Origin of the sequence: Mammaliicoccus sp. N-M50, from assembly GCF_022386995.1 — a bacterium.
Lineage (GTDB): Bacteria > Bacillota > Bacilli > Staphylococcales > Staphylococcaceae > Mammaliicoccus > Mammaliicoccus sciuri_A.
In genome coordinates, this window is sequence record NZ_JAJNJA010000004.1 from 136,687 (window position 1) to 153,524 (window position 16,838).

Annotated in this window: 14 protein-coding genes; 6 read left to right on the top strand and 8 right to left on the bottom strand. The window is 32.8% G+C overall.

Annotated elements, in window-relative coordinates:
- Positions 1–69: 69 nt before the first annotated feature.
- A complete protein-coding gene (locus LQ622_RS08085; protein WP_239762091.1) occupies positions 70–2,205 on the bottom strand; it encodes a DNA topoisomerase III in 2,136 nt (711 codons plus the stop codon).
- A gap of 142 nt (positions 2,206–2,347) precedes the next feature.
- On the opposite strand from LQ622_RS08085, the gene LQ622_RS08090 reads away from it, so the two are divergent.
- The 3 genes from LQ622_RS08090 (at position 2,348) to LQ622_RS08100 (ending at position 5,055) form a co-directional block, all read left to right on the top strand.
- The gene (locus tag LQ622_RS08090) at positions 2,348–3,220 is read left to right on the top strand and encodes a GNAT family N-acetyltransferase (RefSeq protein ID WP_191836488.1); all 873 of its coding nucleotides are present in this window, start codon (positions 2,348–2,350) and stop codon (positions 3,218–3,220) included.
- 161 nt (positions 3,221–3,381) lie between these two features.
- The gene (locus LQ622_RS08095) at positions 3,382–4,239 is read left to right on the top strand and encodes a GRP family sugar transporter (RefSeq protein ID WP_239774921.1); all 858 of its coding nucleotides are present in this window, start codon (positions 3,382–3,384) and stop codon (positions 4,237–4,239) included.
- 30 nt (positions 4,240–4,269) lie between these two features.
- Positions 4,270–5,055 carry a glucose 1-dehydrogenase gene (locus tag LQ622_RS08100; RefSeq protein WP_037589022.1) on the top strand — a complete coding sequence of 262 codons (786 nt, stop codon included), beginning with the start codon at positions 4,270–4,272 and terminating at the stop codon, positions 5,053–5,055.
- Positions 5,056–5,106: 51 nt separating this feature from the next.
- On the opposite strand, the gene LQ622_RS08105 is transcribed toward LQ622_RS08100, so the two are convergent.
- Positions 5,107–6,018 carry an AEC family transporter gene (locus tag LQ622_RS08105; RefSeq protein WP_239762090.1) on the bottom strand — a complete coding sequence of 304 codons (912 nt, stop codon included), beginning with the start codon at positions 6,016–6,018 and terminating at the stop codon, positions 5,107–5,109.
- Between the two features lie 104 nt (positions 6,019–6,122).
- Positions 6,123–6,605 carry a Cys-tRNA(Pro) deacylase gene (gene ybaK, locus LQ622_RS08110; protein WP_239762089.1) on the bottom strand — a complete coding sequence of 161 codons (483 nt, stop codon included), beginning with the start codon at positions 6,603–6,605 and terminating at the stop codon, positions 6,123–6,125.
- A gap of 45 nt (positions 6,606–6,650) precedes the next feature.
- Here ybaK and LQ622_RS08115 point away from each other — a divergent pair, with 45 nt between their 5' ends.
- Together LQ622_RS08115 and mspA are read left to right on the top strand one after the other, a co-directional pair.
- A complete protein-coding gene (locus tag LQ622_RS08115; protein WP_159315445.1) occupies positions 6,651–6,818 on the top strand; it encodes an SE1832 family protein in 168 nt (55 codons plus the stop codon).
- A 15-nt stretch (positions 6,819–6,833) separates the two neighbouring features.
- The gene (gene mspA / locus LQ622_RS08120) at positions 6,834–7,154 is read left to right on the top strand and encodes a membrane stabilizing protein MspA (RefSeq protein ID WP_025906805.1); all 321 of its coding nucleotides are present in this window, start codon (positions 6,834–6,836) and stop codon (positions 7,152–7,154) included.
- Positions 7,155–7,223: 69 nt separating this feature from the next.
- On the opposite strand, the gene LQ622_RS08125 is transcribed toward mspA, so the two are convergent.
- The 5 genes from LQ622_RS08125 to LQ622_RS08145 form a co-directional block, all read right to left on the bottom strand.
- Positions 7,224–8,384, bottom strand: coding sequence for an aminotransferase class I/II-fold pyridoxal phosphate-dependent enzyme (locus LQ622_RS08125; RefSeq protein ID WP_239774923.1), 1,161 nt, complete (start codon positions 8,382–8,384; stop codon positions 7,224–7,226).
- A gap of 267 nt (positions 8,385–8,651) precedes the next feature.
- The gene (locus LQ622_RS08130; RefSeq protein WP_345773281.1) at positions 8,652–11,816 is read right to left on the bottom strand and encodes an efflux RND transporter permease subunit; all 3,165 of its coding nucleotides are present in this window, start codon (positions 11,814–11,816) and stop codon (positions 8,652–8,654) included.
- A 125-nt stretch (positions 11,817–11,941) separates the two neighbouring features.
- Positions 11,942–13,192, bottom strand: a complete 1,251-nt coding sequence (locus LQ622_RS08135; RefSeq protein WP_048541317.1) for a lipid II:glycine glycyltransferase FemX — start codon at positions 13,190–13,192, stop codon at positions 11,942–11,944.
- Between the two features lie 378 nt (positions 13,193–13,570).
- The gene (locus LQ622_RS08140; RefSeq protein ID WP_239762087.1) at positions 13,571–14,326 is read right to left on the bottom strand and encodes a VOC family protein; all 756 of its coding nucleotides are present in this window, start codon (positions 14,324–14,326) and stop codon (positions 13,571–13,573) included.
- Between the two features lie 18 nt (positions 14,327–14,344).
- Positions 14,345–15,547: a putative multidrug effflux MFS transporter TcaB gene (locus tag LQ622_RS08145; RefSeq protein ID WP_049320023.1), complete on the bottom strand. Its 1,203-nt coding sequence runs from the start codon at positions 15,545–15,547 to the stop codon at positions 14,345–14,347.
- 149 nt (positions 15,548–15,696) lie between these two features.
- On the opposite strand from LQ622_RS08145, the gene LQ622_RS08150 reads away from it, so the two are divergent.
- Positions 15,697–16,737: an SDR family oxidoreductase gene (locus LQ622_RS08150; protein WP_239762086.1), complete on the top strand. Its 1,041-nt coding sequence runs from the start codon at positions 15,697–15,699 to the stop codon at positions 16,735–16,737.
- The last annotated feature ends 101 nt before the right edge of the window (positions 16,738–16,838 follow it).

A 16,838-nucleotide genomic window follows, 5' to 3' on the forward strand; every position in this document is an offset into this window, starting at 1 on the left:
CTCTATTGCTGCTAAAAGAATAAAAAAACTGAGACATCACATGATGTCCCAGTCTCTATACATATTAAATTAGAACTTCAATCCTTTTAAAGCGTCTTTAAATGGATTGTTTTCTACTTCTTCAGTTTGCATATATTTCTTCATTTCTTTTTTGCCTATTTTGCCTGATTTTCTATTTTTAAGTCTTTCGTCCATATGCTCTTGTGTTTCTGTATGACCACACACACATCTATAAGTTGCTTTTTTACCTGTTCCATACAGTGTAAGTTTCTTCTTACAGTTTGGACATCTGGCATTCGTTTTTCTTTGTTGATTCTTCTTAGTCTTACATGTTGGATCTTGACAGACGAGCATTTGACCATTTTTCGTTTTAACTTTAAGCATAAATTTACCACAAGTCGGACATTCAGTAGTTGTGATATTATCATGCTTGAATTTATCATCACTTTCTTTAATATCCGCAATGATTTCTCTCGTGAAGTTTCTCATTTCATTCATAAATTTATTTTTAGAATAATTTCCTTTTTCGATTTGAGTTAACTTCATTTCCCAATCTGCCGTTAATTCTGGTGAAGTTAATTGTTCAGGTGCTAAGTTTAATAATTGTTTTCCTTTAGGCGTAATCTTAATTTTACCTTGCACCGCTTCTATTACATTAGAACTATATAACTTCTCAATGATATCCGCTCTAGTTGCAACTGTTCCGATACCACCTGTTTCATTTAAAGTTTGAGCCATTTTCTTATCTTTAAGTTTAAAGAAATGATGTGGTGATTCCATCGCTTTAAGTAAAGTTCCTTCATTGAAGTACGCAGGCGGTTCTGTATCTTTACTAACGACAGTCACTTTTTGTATGTTCACATGCTGCTGTTCTTCAAAAGGCAAAGCTTTCACATGCGTCTTTTCTTCATATAGTTCTTTAAAGCCTAATTCAACTGCTACTTCTTGTGTCAGTTTAAAAGTTTCCCCTTCACATGTTAATGTCACAGTTGTTTCTTCATATTGATATGGTGGTAATAATACTTCTAAAAATCTTTCAGCCACTAGCATATAAATTTTCTGTTCTCTAGGAGATAACTGATCAAAGTTAGGTCTCACTTCTGTTGGTACAATCGCATGGTGGTCTGAAACTTTCTTATTATCAACAAAATGTTTACCCGCTCTAATTGGTTTTTTAAGCAATGGTACAGCATGTGATTTAAGTGGTGTAGCACTTAATGATGATACTCGTTCTTTCAGAGAAGAAACCATATCATCTGTTAAATAGTTAGAATCTGTTCTTGGATAAGTCAATACTTTATGTTGTTCGTACAATGCTTGCATTGTATTCAACGTTTCTTTCGCACTCATTTTATAACGTTGATAAGCTGTTTGTTGCAAACTTGTAAGATCGTATAGCTTTTGAGGATACTTTGTTTTTTTCTTCTTCGAGATATTTTGGATAATACCCTTTTTATTTTGAACTTGTTGTTTAACTTGTTCTATTAAATCAGCATCAAATGTTTTATCTCCGCTCTTACTCAACCATTTAAATTTATAACCTTCTACTTCAATATTCATCTGATAATACTTTTCAGGTTTAAATGATTGAATTTCTTGTTGTCTCATTTGTACAAGATTTAAAGTTGGTGTTTGAACACGACCACATGATAATTGTGCGTCATATTTCGTTGTTAAAGCTCTAGTCGCATTTATACCGACAATCCAATCCGCTTCACTTCTACATAATGCTGCTTGATATAAATTGTTGTATGCTTCACCAGGTTTTAAATTTTGAAAGCCTGCTTTAATTGCTTTTTCAGTAACTGAACTGATCCATAGTCGCTTAATTTGCTTTTTAACTTTTGCTTTTTCAATAATTAACCTTGCAACAAGTTCACCTTCCCTACCAGCATCTGTCGCAATAATAATTGAATTTACATCGTCTCGTTTCATCAAATGTTGAACTGTATTAAATTGGCTTCTTGTTTTCTTAATTACAACATGTTTCATATAATCAGGAATTATTGGTAAGACATTTAAATTCCATTCTTTAAATTTCTTATCGTATTCTTCAGGCGTAGCATTCGTTACAAGATGTCCTAATGCCCAAGTAACGATATAATTTTTATTTTCAAAGTAACCTTTCTTCTGATCATGAATACCTAATGCTTTAGCGATGTCACGACCTACTGAAGGTTTTTCTGCAAGAACTAATGCTTTCATTTCTTTTCACCCATTCTTTTTTACATTCGTATTATTATAACATGAATAAAAAGTGTTCTAAAGGCATGAAAAACTTTTATAAATTTTCGATTAATCGTATAATGGAATAAAATAATCGTTGAATATTAAAGGAGTGACTATCATGCAAATACTGCCTCTTAAAGAAATCGATCCGATAGCTTCTTATTTACACGAAAAAAACAGGCAAGAAACAAACTACGTGACACATATACCTCAGTCAATAGAAGAGATTAAGAATGACTTAAGCCATAAATTTGATGAAACCACCTTCTACTATATAGAAGACAATGACACAATTACCGGGATATTAGGATTTGAGCGTGTAGATGATGAGACTGCAAATGTATGGGGACCAATCGTTAATAATACAAATGAAGAAACGTTAAACGCCTTAAAAGAAATATGGGAAACACTTTTAAATAATCATCCAAACATTAAATATTGCCACATTTCGCTACATAAAGATCACATTTTAAATAATAGTAAACTGAAAAGACTACATGCGGGATATGTAGAAACGCAATATACTTTAGAAATTCAACAACCACCTTTACCAATTGATAAGCAACACCAAATGACGCCATACAGCAAACCTTATTACTATGCCTTTAACAAATTACATTCCAATAGTTTCAAACATAGTGATATAAGTGCTGATGATATTATAGATTCACTAGATGACAATCATGCGCTTTATTTATATATAGCTGAAGGTCTTGTTAAAGGATACATCTATCTATCCATAGATATACCTGAGAAATTAGCCACAATTCCTAATTTAGCTTCTCACCATGATTACAGAAAACAAGGCATCGCGTTTCAAATGATTCATTTCGCGACGACAGAAGCATTTAATCATCAAGATGTCGAAACAGTTCGTATTTATGTAGATAGTAAAAAGCATGAACAAATACAATTATTATATGAAAAAGTCGGTTTCCACATCGTCAATGAAACACATCATTTTAAATATGTGAGACCATACGATGTATAATATTTAAACTAAGGCTCATGAATGCTTAATAAGCGCTCATGGGTCTTTTTTAATAGTAAAATTACATTGTGAGCTATATGTTTTACAATAAAAAAGTTTCGGGCGTATAATACTTGGGTAGTTTAAATAATACAAATAAATAGAGAAAGCGAGTCTTGTGTATGGAATACCTTATAGCGCTATTACCAGCATTGTTCTGGGGAAGCGTCGTATTAATCAATGTTAAAGTTGGTGGAGGTCCTTATAACCAAATTTTAGGTACAACAATCGGGGCTTTCATCATCGGTTTATGTCTATTCTTCTTTGGTGATGTGCACTTTACATTCACTACAATTATTATCGGTATGATTTCTGGTGCTTTCTGGGCACTTGGACAAGGATTTCAACTTAGAAGTGTAGACTTAATTGGCGTTTCAATAACGATGCCTATATCTACAGGCTTACAATTACTTGGAACAACATTATTCAGTGCTGCATTTTTAGGAGAATGGTCAACAGGTACGCAAGTTGCACTTGGCCTATCAGGTTTAGTGTTACTGATTATCGGTGTGATATTTACATCTGTTCAGAAAAAAGGTTCTGGAAATAGCGGAAATACTAAAAAGCTTGGTAAAGCTATTCCAATATTACTCATCTCTACTGTCGGTTATGTCGTATACGTTGTAATCGGCCAAGTATTCGGTGTTGAAGGTTGGGATGCATTATTTCCACAATCTATAGGTATGGTAATTGGGGGGATCATTTTATCATTCAAACATAAACCTACTGTTAAACATACGACACTCAACTTATTGCCAGGGATTGTATGGGCATTAGGTAATATGTTCCTATTCATTTCACAACCAAAAGTTGGTGTCGGAACGAGCTTTTCATTTTCACAAATGTTAGTAATCGTTTCTACTCTAGGTGGTATTTACCTATTAGGCGAACAAAAAACAAAACGCCAAATGACATTTATTTGGATAGGTATCGTGTTAATCATTATTGCAGCATTCATTATTGGTGCAGCTAAAGAGTAAACTCAATATATAAAAATAGGAGTGTTTAATATGTATGAAGATTTAAAAGATAAAGTTGTGATTGTCACTGGTGGTAACAGTGGTATTGGTAAAGCAACTGCTGAACGATTTGGTAAAGAAGGATCAAAAGTTGTTATTGGATATTTAGATCACGTTGAAGAAGCTGAAAAAATCGTTCAATCTATTAAAGATTCTGGTGCTGACGCGGTTGCTATTAAAGCAGACGTTTCAGTAGAAGCAGATATCAAGAACTTGATTCAACAAACACATGAAACATTTGGTCGTATAGATGTGTTAATCAATAATGCTGGTTTCGAAAAACCAATTCCATCTCATGAAATGAGTTTAGAAGAATGGTCTAAAGTTATCGATATCAACTTAACAGGTGCTTTTATTGGTAGTAGAGAAGTCATTAATTACTATTTAGAGCATGATATTAAAGGTCAAATCATCAATACTGCAAGTGTGCACGATGTTATTCCTTGGCCAAACTACGTCAATTACGCAGCAAGTAAAGGCGGCTTAAAATTGATGATGGAAACTTTATCTATGGAATACGGTAAAAATGGTATAAGAATTAATAATGTTTCTCCAGGGGCTATTGTTACAGAACATACTCGCGAAAAATTCTCTGACCCAGCAACACGTGAAGAAACATTAGAAATGATTCCACTACATGAAATTGGTGAAGCGGATCAAGTTGCAAATATTAATGCATTCCTAGCTTCAGAACAAGCAAGTTACATTCACGGTACAACAATATATGTTGATGGCGGAATGACAAACTACCCTGCTTTCATGGGCGGTAAAGGTTAATAGATTACAAAAAGCGTTTGGATGCGAAATCCAAACGCTTTTTTTGTTTTATTAAACAAAGAAAAATTGATATACATATAAAATGACGATTGATATGACAATACTTAAATTAGTAGCCATACCCACTATAGGTAAAGTCTTATATTTAAATGTAATGGCATAAGACAGTACTGAAACACCTATAGGTAATAACCAACCAATAAGTAACGTCGTTTTGATCATTGGGTCATCAACAGGTAAGAAGAAATGAACAATTAATCCCATTAATAAACCAAAGCCATAATGAAATGCTAAGTATTTAACAACAATCGGTAAGTATGCTTTTTCGATTTTAAAATTCAAGAATAAACCTAATAAGATCATGGATAATGGCATATTCGCATTTGCAATAATTTCAAAGAAATCTATCGCTTTGTCAGGTACTTTAATGCTCATTATATTTAAGATAAACATAATCATATATGTCATAAGTGGTACGGTCTTTAATAAATTTAAACCCATTCGTTTAAAGTCAAATTGATCGCCACCATCATTGAAGTAACTACCAACAAAATATGTTACACCGAACATAATGATAGCTGTACCAATGTCTAACATACCAAAGTATAATAAACCATTTTTAGGCCAAATTTGTGCGACTAATGGATATGCAAACAGTCCAATATTAACTGAAGCGGCCATCATGCCCACAGTACCTCTTATTTGATTATTATATTTTTTCTTGAATAACCATATGATTAGTAGCTTTGCTATAATGCCGTACAATAGCATTAATATAGGAAGCCATCCTAAAGATAAATCTAAATCAGATCCATTTAAATTTACAATCACTAATGAAGGCAAAGTAACATTTAGTACAAGTGTTGCAAGTACATTACCATCAGAAGCTTTAAAGAATTTAAGCTTCTTTAGAACGTATCCTAAAGTAATTAATAAAATAATCATTATAAATTTTTCTGTCACTTTATCACTTCTCTCATTAAACTCACATTTATCTATATTAACAACAGTTTAACTTCTATGCACACTTTTTGTTTGAAATATTAATAAATTATACTAAAATTAGTTTAGTTATATTTAATAACATCATCAAATCTTACATCAATGACTTTGGCTAAATCTGCTGGATCAAGTTCAATCTGATAACCACGTTTACCTGCACTTACGATAAACGTTGATAATGATTCTGCATTGATATCAATTACGGTTTGATATGTTTTTTTCATACCTATTGGAGAACAACCGCCCCTTACATACCCTGTAACTTTGGTGAGTTGATCAAGTGGTAAGAGCTCTAATTTTTTCTGACCAACAGCTTTACTAGCTTTTTTCATATCAAGATGTTCAACGACTGGAATAACAAAGATGAAATATTCGCGATTCCCATTTGTTAATACAAGCGTCTTATACACTTGATGTTCTGGTTTCTGAATTAATTGCGCAACTTCATGACCATCTAAATGATCTTTTCCTATTTTAAATTCATGAGTATGATAAAATATATTATATTGATCTAAGATGCGCATCGCATTGGTTTTAACTTTTTTCAATTTATCACCTACTTCATAGCTATTTTATAAAAAGGAGTGTTTAAAATGGATTTAAACCAACAACTTTCTGAACTTAAATATGATTACATACGTATACAAAATGACCTAGAAAAGAGAGAATCTACTGGTCAAGCAACCGACTTACTTGAAAAACAACTTGTCAAAATCGAAGAAGAAATCAGTAAAGTTCGCACTCAACTTGATCAAGATTAACGAAAGGAAATGACTATGTTAATTCTCATACTTTTATTATTTACCATTATTTATCTTATTATTAGTTACTTAAGTATATACCAACTACATACGATGCTTACGCAAGCTTTAAGATTTATAATGGGGCTTATGCTTATTGTTTTTTTAGGCAGTATTGTATTTAGTTTTGCAATGCAAACTTGGTGGATATTAGCTGTATTGGTTTGTCTCGTTATCAATGTTGAAATCACAGCATTTAAATATCGTATTAAAGACCAAAAAGCGATTCAACTACTCAATTATATGTCGATCTTTATATTGATCATATTTGTGATTTTATTATTTATAGTGTTTTAATACCCTAAAGCATATCGACAAAATCTCATTTATGTAAAAAAGCTGAGAATATTTATTTCTCAGCTCTTTTTATTTGTATAAGTGAGCTAGACCTTGTAACCTCTTAGCACCTTCCAATAGTTCGTCGTCACTTAACGCTAATGAGATTCTGACATAATTTTGACCATTATCGCCAAATGGTATACCTGGAGCAACTAAAATAGAAACCTCTTGTAATAAGTATTCTACAAATGCTTCTCCATCATAATCTGGAGGTGTTTGTAACCACAGGAATATACCACCTTTCATTGGCTCAAATGGTATACCTACTTCTCTTAATGACGCTTCAAATTGATCTCTTCTCGTCTTAAATATTTCATTTTGTTTAATAAGAAAATCATCACATTCATTTAAAGCGACAGTACTCGCATCTTGTAATGCACCAAACATACCAGCATGTGTGTGGGTTTGGTATTTCTTTAAAGCAGCAATCATTTCTTTGTTACCGACTGCAAAGCCTACTCTGTAACCAGACATATTATACCCCTTCGATAAAGAAAATATCTCTACAGCTGTTTCTTTAGCACCTTCCGATTGGAGAATACTTGGATTATTCTGATCAAATCCGAAAGCACTATATGCAAAGTCATGTATAATATTTGTTTGTGTATCTTTAAATTTAGCAATCGTTTCATCAAAAAACTCTGTATTTGCAACAGAACCTGTTGGATTATTTGGATAAGTTAAATAAATTAATTTTGTCTTATCTAAGATTTCAGGTTCTATTTCATCCCACTGTGGTAAGTATTGATGTTCAGGTGTTAATTCTAAAGAATATGGTTTAGCACGAGCGAGTAGAACACCTGCTAAATAATCTGTATAGCCAGGATTCGGTAATAACACATGGTCATTAGGCTCTACGACACAAATCGGTAAACCGACCAAACCATTTTTTGTACCATATAAAATACATACTTCCTCTTCTTTATCTAAATCCACATCATATTGTCTCTTATAAAAATCTACAATCGCTTGTTTAAACGTGTCTTTACCATGAAAAGCACCATATTTCTGATTTTCTGGCTTTTGTACAGCTTTAATAAATTCATCTACGATAACTTTTGGCGTTTCACCATCTGGGACACCAACCGCCATATTAATTAACGGTAACGGACCATGTTCAACCTTACGTCCCATTGTCTTTCCAAAGTAACTGTCTGGTATTTCTGATAATAGTTTTGATATTGGCACAATAACGACTCCTCGAAATAAAATTCTTCAGACTATTTTTTGTATATGAATATATTCTATCAAAGTATGAAACACGAACAAGTATTTTCTTATTAAATGACTATGAAATAAATCATAATAGGTATATGGAATGGTTACTCAGGTTGCTTTTATTAGGATAGGCCGCCCTTAGTTACACTTCTCCCGACTTTTGTTACTAACGGCACCAATATATTTACTATATACAAAAACCCCTCCATGTCTCACAAACATGGAGGGGTTAATCATCTATTCTATACGTTCTTTTGGTCTTTTAAATATTGCTCGCTTAAATTTCATAATGATTTCAAATGAAATTGGCACAACTAATAGTGTTAATAATGTTGAAGAAATTAATCCACCTATTACTGTAATTGCTAATGCTTTTGAAATAAGGACAGAACTTCCGCCACCAAATAATAGTGGTACTAATGCCCCGATTGTCGCAATAGCTGTCATTAAGATAGGTCTTAAACGCGTGCCTGCTGCTTCTATTAATGCTTCTCTTGTAGACATGCCCGCTTCTTCCATATTAATCACTCTATCTATTAATACAATTGCATTCGTTACAACAATACCAATCAACATTAACATACCAATCATACTTGGTACGGATATAGTTTCTTGTGTAATTAACAGTCCTGCGATTACACCAATAATAGATACTGGTAATGAGAATAATATTGCAAATGGTGCTAATCCACCTTTGAATGTTAATACGATTACTAAATATACGATTAGAATGGCTGCACCCATCGCAAGCAATAATTGTTCTATTGCTTCGTTGATGTCATCGTTTGTGCCGCCAACATTTAATTCAACATCTGTTGGTGTATCAATTTTAGAAACTTTTTGATTAACATCTGTTGTTACTTTAGCAACATCGTCTGCAGTGATTTTAGCATCTACAGAAACAGAAATTTTGTCATTTTCTCTTGTGATTGTATCTGGTGAAGTTGTTTTCTTCAATGTCGCAATATCACTTAGTTTCACATCTTTACCTAATGGAGATGTAATCTTAGTATCTTCTAATTTCTTCTCTGACCAATCAGTTTCTTCTTTCTTAGTCAGTTTAACATCGATAGATTTACCATCATCATTTAATTTAGTAACAACTTTTTCTTGTGTAGTTTGATTAAGCGTCATAGCAATTTGACCAGCTGAAAGTCCTAATTTGCTCGCTTTATTTTGATCGACTTTCACATCGTATTGCTCATAAGATTTAGAAAGGTTCGAACTTACGTTTTCTACACCTTTAACTTTCTTCATTTCTTTCTCTACGTCTTTAACTGTACCTTCTATTGCTTCAGTTGATGGACCTGATACTTTTACAGATACTTCGTTCGCTGTACCGCCAGTAGAGAAATCTTGTTGTTTCCATTCACCTTTATGGTTGAATTTACCGATATGATCCATAACTTCTTTACCGACATTATCCCAGTTAGGTGTATCTTTATCGTATTTAACCATTAAAGCCATGTCATTTTTGGCAGATGGATTAAATGGATTTTCTCCGCCTACACTATACTGAACAAATTCTACGTTTTTATCTTTTGATAAATATTTCTCAGCTTGTTCACCGTTTTTAACAACTTGATCTTCTTTTTCACCTGGTGAAGGTTTATAAGTTAGTGCTAACATTTTATCTTCACCTGTATCGATAAACGATTTACCGATATAAGGTGTAAATACAAGTGCAATACTTGCGATAACAAGCACAATACTTAATACAATAACGAGCCATTTATGATTTAAATTCCATTTTAAAATACCTTTGTATTTATCCGCTAACCAATGTCCTCTTTCTTTCTTAGCTTTCTTAATCCCATTTCTAAAGAAAATGTGTGAAAGTACTGGCACTATTGTTAATGCTATGAGTAGTGAAGCTAGTAAACTAAATGCTACTGCTAAAGCAAATGGTCTAAACATTTCTCCAATTTGTCCAGTTACAAAAGCTAACGGTAAGAATACGACAATTGTAACGATTGTTGAAGACATGATTGGAATAAACATTTCTTTCGTCGCACTTGTAATCAGTTTACTACCTTTCAGTTCTTCACCTTTATCCGACATGCGTCGATAAATATTCTCTATAACAACAATGGAGTCATCAATAACACGTCCAATTGCAACTGTTAATGCCCCTAAAGTTAAGATATTTAATGAAACATCCATCGCTTTTAGACCAATGAGTGCCATTAATAATGACATTGGAATAGAAACCATCGCGATAATAGTTGATTTAATATCTCTTAAGAAGAACATAATGATAATAACTGCAACGATAGAACCGATTAAAGCTTTCTCAACCATCGTCGATACTGAGTCTTTAATTGTTGATGCTGTTTCCATCAATTGTACAGATTCTATGTTCTTATGATCTTTCTTATAAGCTTCAAGTTCTTTGTCTACATTATCAACGACATCTACTAAATTGGCATCTGTAGATTTCGTTACTTGAAGCGCTAAAGCATCTTTACCATTCGTCTTAGAAATTGAATCTCGTTTCTTCTCTTGTTTAACATCTGCGATATCAGATAATTTTACAGATGGGATACTTTGAGATGCGCTACTATCACTTGATTCAGAACCCTCTTGACCTTGTTGAGCTTGCTGGCCTTGTTGTGATTGACTTGCTGCACTTTGCCCTCCACCACTTGAAGCGCCACCTGTCATAGGTATTTCTAAGTCTTTTAGCGCTTTAATTGAAGTAAACCTTCCATCTACAACGATTGATTTCAAATCATCACCAAATGTATATAAACCTAAAGGTGATTCTTTCGTAGCACCGTCGATATATTGAAGTACTTCATCTTCACTCATACCACGTTTCGTTAATTCATTTTGGTCAAATTCTAAATTGACTTCTTCTAATGTTTGACCTGACAATGATACATTTTGTACGCCGTCTACTTTTTCAAGTTTAGGTATTAAGTCTGATTGCATTTGTTTTGTGACTTTTTCAAGATCATCATCTTTATCAGAAATTGAATAACTCACAACTGGAAATGAGTACATAGACATTCTACTCATATCCGGATCTTGAACACCATCAGGTAAATCTAACGCTTCTAATTTCTTTCTTAATTCAGTCTCAGCTTCATCCATGTCTGTTTGATATGTATATTCTAATGTAATTGCTGAAGCATTTTCTAAAGACTGACTTGTGACATTTTGTACGCCTTCTAGATTTTGAACTTCTTTTTCAACTGGTTCTGTTACATTTTCTAGAACACTTTCAGGTGTTGCACCTGGATATGGTGTCGTAATTGTTATAACAGGTGTTGTAATATCCGGTAATAACTCTAGTTTCATTTTAAACGCTGAATATATGCCGCCAAGCAAAATAATAATCGTCATAAGCAAAATAGCAAATTTATTATTCAGCGAGAACTTGATCATTTTTTGAACCACTCAATTTCCCCCTAATTTATGATTTGTAAATAATTGTATAATAATTTAACGCTAAAACATACCTTATACATAAAGAAAGCACTAAAATTTTAATAATTTAAAGTTTTAGTGCCTTAATCTTATGTCTAGTTTCTTTTGATTTTCTTTTCGATTTTTCTTTTGTAAGTGACTACTGCTGGCTTCACTTTCTCGATTGCAGTATAAAGTGGTTTATTTAATACATAATCAAATTCACCGATTTTCTCACTTAAATAAGTGCCCCAAACTCTCTTGAAAGCCCATAATCCATAATGTTCATGGTCTTGGTCTGGGTTATTATCCGTACCACCGAAGTCGAACTTAGTAGCGCCTTTTTCTTTAGCAAAACGCATCATTTCAATAATCATGCGGTGATTTGGTAAAAATTCACGATATTCATTTGATGACGCACCATATAAATAATACGATTTCTTACCTGAGAAGATTAAGATACCACCAGATAAATACACGCCATCTGGTTTTTTACTTTTTAACTCTTCCATTTCTTGAATTCGTTTTTCAAAGTTACCTAATTTTTCATCAGCATCATTTAACTGATTAACGACTTTCTTAGTTTGTCTTCTATTTGCTAATTTTTCTTTTTCTTCAAGTAGTGCATCACGTTCTTTAAATAAGTCTTTTAAGACTGTATCTGGCACAACTTTAACTAAGAATAATTCACAGTCGCCATCTGGATGTAAATGATCATAAATATTCTCAAAGTATGAAACATCTCTTGTTAAGAAATTGTCTCTCTCGCCTGTTTCTTCCATGATTTTCGCAAAGATTTTTAAGTCATCACGGTTACCAATAACTAATTCAGTACCTCTTTTTAAAGAGTTTCTAACACGTGAGCGGTTTCGTTTATCAAAGCTTTGCATTAAGTCTTCTTCAGGTTGATCGATTTTTGTGATCATCGTCATTCTAGGTTGGATATATTTCTTACTTAATCCATCTTCAAAACCTTTATGTTCAAATCCTAATGAAGTTAAATATTCAAGAACACCTTCAGATTGATCCACTTCTATATCTGGGTCAATTTTAATGGCATAACTTTTCTCATTACGTGCGATTTCTTTAGATAATTCAAAAAGTACTTTAACAGATGTTTCGTCTTTATAATCAACAACAAAACCTCTAGATATGTAACATAATGTATAAGGTAGCTTTGGCACTTTCTTAAATAAAAGTTGTGCTACACCTGTTATCTTTTCACCATCGCCCACTGCTATACGACGAGAATACCAACCTGTAAGCTTTTTGGATTCTGCCCACTTTGTAAGTTGCAACATATCACCATTTGGATGTTGCTTTACAAATTCATCATGTTGCTCATGAGTGATATTCATTTTCTTTATCGTCATTTATAAATCTCCTTTTTATCAATTCGTCTTTTAATTATACAATGAAACGTACTATAATTTCACGCAAAAGACCAATATTTGTTATACTTGTCATATAAAACATACAGTTAGGATTGAAATATATGAGACAACTTGTTCTAACGCTTTTTATTATCATAAATGTCATACTGATTGCGGTCAGTCTAAATTTTGATAGCACAATTAATTATTTAAGCTATCGTATCATAACTGTTGCCTTCACCTTGCTATTAAGCATTGTCTTTATTCTTGAGAACGCTCGCAAATCTATATTATTTATAGCCATTATAAGTGCCTTAATTGCACTCGTGCATTTAGGCATTATTGTTCAAAGCGTCTATCTCAGTGTTTATGCTAATTAGCTTTGAATTCGTAACACGCGCCTTTAAATAAAATGCGCGTGTCTTTTTTTATATTTGTTGATGAGAGTGATAATGTCGTGTATTTCTCCTCTACATCCTCTGTAAGTTTAATGACAACATCATCTTCTTTAAAGCTTAACTTAACATATTCTTCGCTTTTCTCAAGCTCTTTCAAACCATACCATGATTGCCAATTTTGACTCGATTCTTGAAGATTGTTCACTTGAATCGTCACTTCATCAATTGTTAAGTCATCATGAAAATGAGCTTTTAAAGATGCTACTCGTTCTTCATCACTTTCTCCCCACTGAATGATGAATGGTAAATTTAAATCTTGCTTATCATCTAAATATAGTAATTGCCATTGTATCGTTGTGCCGTCTGGTTTCGTTCTCGACATTTCAATTGGGCCTACAATATCTAAATCAAATTGCTCTAGATGAGCCTTCACGTTATCGATATTTTGTGTTCTAAGGCAGATCCTTTTAAATCCTTCTTGTACATGCGTATCTTTAAACGTATTCGCAAAGCTTAATCTGCCTTCTTCTGTTTGAGCATATGAACGTGCTAAATCTGCATCAAAGACGTCAATCCACTCTATATAATGTAAATCTATATAACTTAATTGATTGTAAGTTCCTAATTGCGTATGTTTACCGCCTTGGATGGCTTGTATATACTGATGTGGAAATTCAATTGATTCTATACCGTCTACGTAATGAATAATATGATCAAACTTTAAATTCATGTACATACCCTCCTACTTTTAAGCTGCTCTTTTAAACACTTTACTATTAACAAAGAATAAAATAATCAGCAATATTGAAACGATAATAATTGTCAGGACATATGGATATACTTCATGTTCTCCTTTTATACCCACTAACGGTGAAACGATACCACCGAATAGAAATTGAGATAATCCTAATAAACTCGCAGCACTTCCTGCGCCGCCTTTATTGTTAGCCATTGCAATAGAAAAACCAGTTGTACCAATTGCAGATACTGGACTAACGAGTATAAAGAATCCAATCATTAATATCCAAATGGATAAACCGTTCATCAATGTGATTGAAACGATAATCACACCTATAATTTGAATCATTCCGAATAAACGCATAAGTACATGTTCATCATAATAGTCGACTAATTTATTAATAATTTGACCTGATAATATTAATCCAAGACCATTAAAAGCAAACATACAACTAAAAGCTAACGGTGAAATATGATAGACAGATTGCGTTATGAATGATGAAGCGGATATGTAACTAAATAACAACGCGTATGTACATCCTTGTATAAATAAAGGCATTAAAAATTTTGGACTTTTGAGTAAATTTTTAAAGTCTGTTAGCACTTCACTGATTCTACCTGATGAACGTTCTTCTACAGGTAATGATTCTGTCAATTTTACTGAAGATAAACTAAACATAATAAAGCCGAATATCGTTAATAAAATAAAGACAACTTTCCAAGTTGAAAATGATAATATAATACCACCCAATACAGGTGCTAAAATAGGTGCTACACCATTAACAAGCATTAATATCGCCAAGAATTTCGTTAAAGCTTTACCTTTATATAAATCACTGGAAATTGCCCGGGAAATAACTGCCCCTGCCCCACCAGTAAAACCTTGTACAAATCGTAATGCCATCATGACGTATATATTAGGTGCAAATACGCATAATATTGAAGCTACTGTATATACAATCAATGCAACCATGAGTGGTCGTTTACGTCCTATAAAGTCAGATAGTGGCCCGACAAATACTTGTCCAACTGCTAAACCAACCATAAAGAGTGTGAGCGTCAATTGTGTATTTGACGTTGTAGTATCAAAATCACGACTAATTTCTGGTAATGCTGGTAAATACATATCTATTGAAAATGGTCCAAATGCGGTTAATAAACCGAGAATGACGATTAAAAATAATGAAGGCTTAGCCATCTTTTGTTCGTTCATGAAATACGCTCCTTTTATATCTATTACCTAATATTATTGCTTAACAATTTTCAAATAGCAATGTTATATGTGAACACTTATTAAAATACTTTACTTTCAGATAGTCATCGTTCAAAATATAGTCAGAAACTTAGAATCGGAGTGGAAACATGAACATTTTTTTAACAGGTGCTACAGGATTTGTAGGTGCAGAGTTAATACAATCACTTGCAAAAGATGCACAAAAGCAATTTTATGTATTATACAGGAGTGAGCAGAAGAAAGACCAATTGCTCAATAAATTAAATCCATCGTATCATTCAAGAATTCACTTTATTAACGGAGACATTACAGAAACATTATGTGGCGTGTCTGAAAGTGATATTGAAACGATACCTCAAATAGATAAATTTTATCATTTAGCTGCACTCGTCAAATTTAATTTCGAACTTGCAGATGATCTTTATCAAATCAATTATATCGGTACACAACATGCTTTGGACTTAGCAGAACAAATACAAACAAAGCATTTATTATATGTTTCAACAGCCTATACGGTTGGTGAACAAGAACTCGGTAATGAAGTACTACATTCAATCGATTCACCTACAAATAATCCTTATGAAGCGACTAAAATTAAAGCTGAACATATCGTGATGCAAAGAAAAACAATGGCAACATCAATCATACGTCCAGCAATTATAATAGGCGATTCCATAACAGGAGAAGCTGATTCAAACTTTACGCTGTATGGCTTTATGAAAGCATTAAAAGTCTTCAAAAGACGTGTAGAAAAAAAGAAAGATCATGCAATATATAGACTATTTGGAGATGCAAGTCATACGTCGAATTTCGTACCCGTTGATTATGTTGTACAAGTACTCACAGTAGCATGTGATTATGCAGAAAATCATAAGATTTATCATGCAACCAATCAGAACCCACCATCAAATGACTTTATATTTGAAACAATTAAGAAACACCTAGATTTCCATCAATTAGAAGTTGCACCAATGAGTGAGATAAACACAATAACAGACGAAGAAAGAGTGTTAAATAGTTTTATCGATGTATTTGCACCTTACTTCTCTAAATCTATCAAATTTAATGATGAGAATACTGCAGAAATGCTCAAAAAAGCAAACGAACAAACACTCGTACTTTCAAAAGAAACGTTAGATATGATTATCGGAAAATATTTTATGAAATAATAAACAAGCTAGGACATTGGGACTGTCCTAGCTTGTTTTTAGATATTTATGAATGTGCTAACTACCATTATTCTGAATTGTGGTAATTAGATGGGCGCTCA

Bases quoted from the DNA above. Each gene is read 5' to 3' on its own strand.
- LQ622_RS08085 (WP_239762091.1), bottom strand. From the start codon at position 2,205: ATGAAAGCATTAGTTCTTGCAGAAAAACCTTCAGTAGGTCGTGACATC.
- LQ622_RS08090 (WP_191836488.1), top strand. From the start codon at position 2,348: ATGCAAATACTGCCTCTTAAAGAAATCGATCCGATAGCTTCTTATTTA.
- LQ622_RS08095 (WP_239774921.1), top strand. From the start codon at position 3,382: ATGGAATACCTTATAGCGCTATTACCAGCATTGTTCTGGGGAAGCGTC.
- LQ622_RS08100 (WP_037589022.1), top strand. From the start codon at position 4,270: ATGTATGAAGATTTAAAAGATAAAGTTGTGATTGTCACTGGTGGTAAC.
- LQ622_RS08115 (WP_159315445.1), top strand. From the start codon at position 6,651: ATGGATTTAAACCAACAACTTTCTGAACTTAAATATGATTACATACGT.
- mspA (WP_025906805.1), top strand. From the start codon at position 6,834: ATGTTAATTCTCATACTTTTATTATTTACCATTATTTATCTTATTATT.
- LQ622_RS08140 (WP_239762087.1), bottom strand. From the start codon at position 14,326: ATGAATTTAAAGTTTGATCATATTATTCATTACGTAGACGGTATAGAA.
- LQ622_RS08145 (WP_049320023.1), bottom strand. From the start codon at position 15,547: ATGAACGAACAAAAGATGGCTAAGCCTTCATTATTTTTAATCGTCATT.
- LQ622_RS08150 (WP_239762086.1), top strand. From the start codon at position 15,697: ATGAACATTTTTTTAACAGGTGCTACAGGATTTGTAGGTGCAGAGTTA.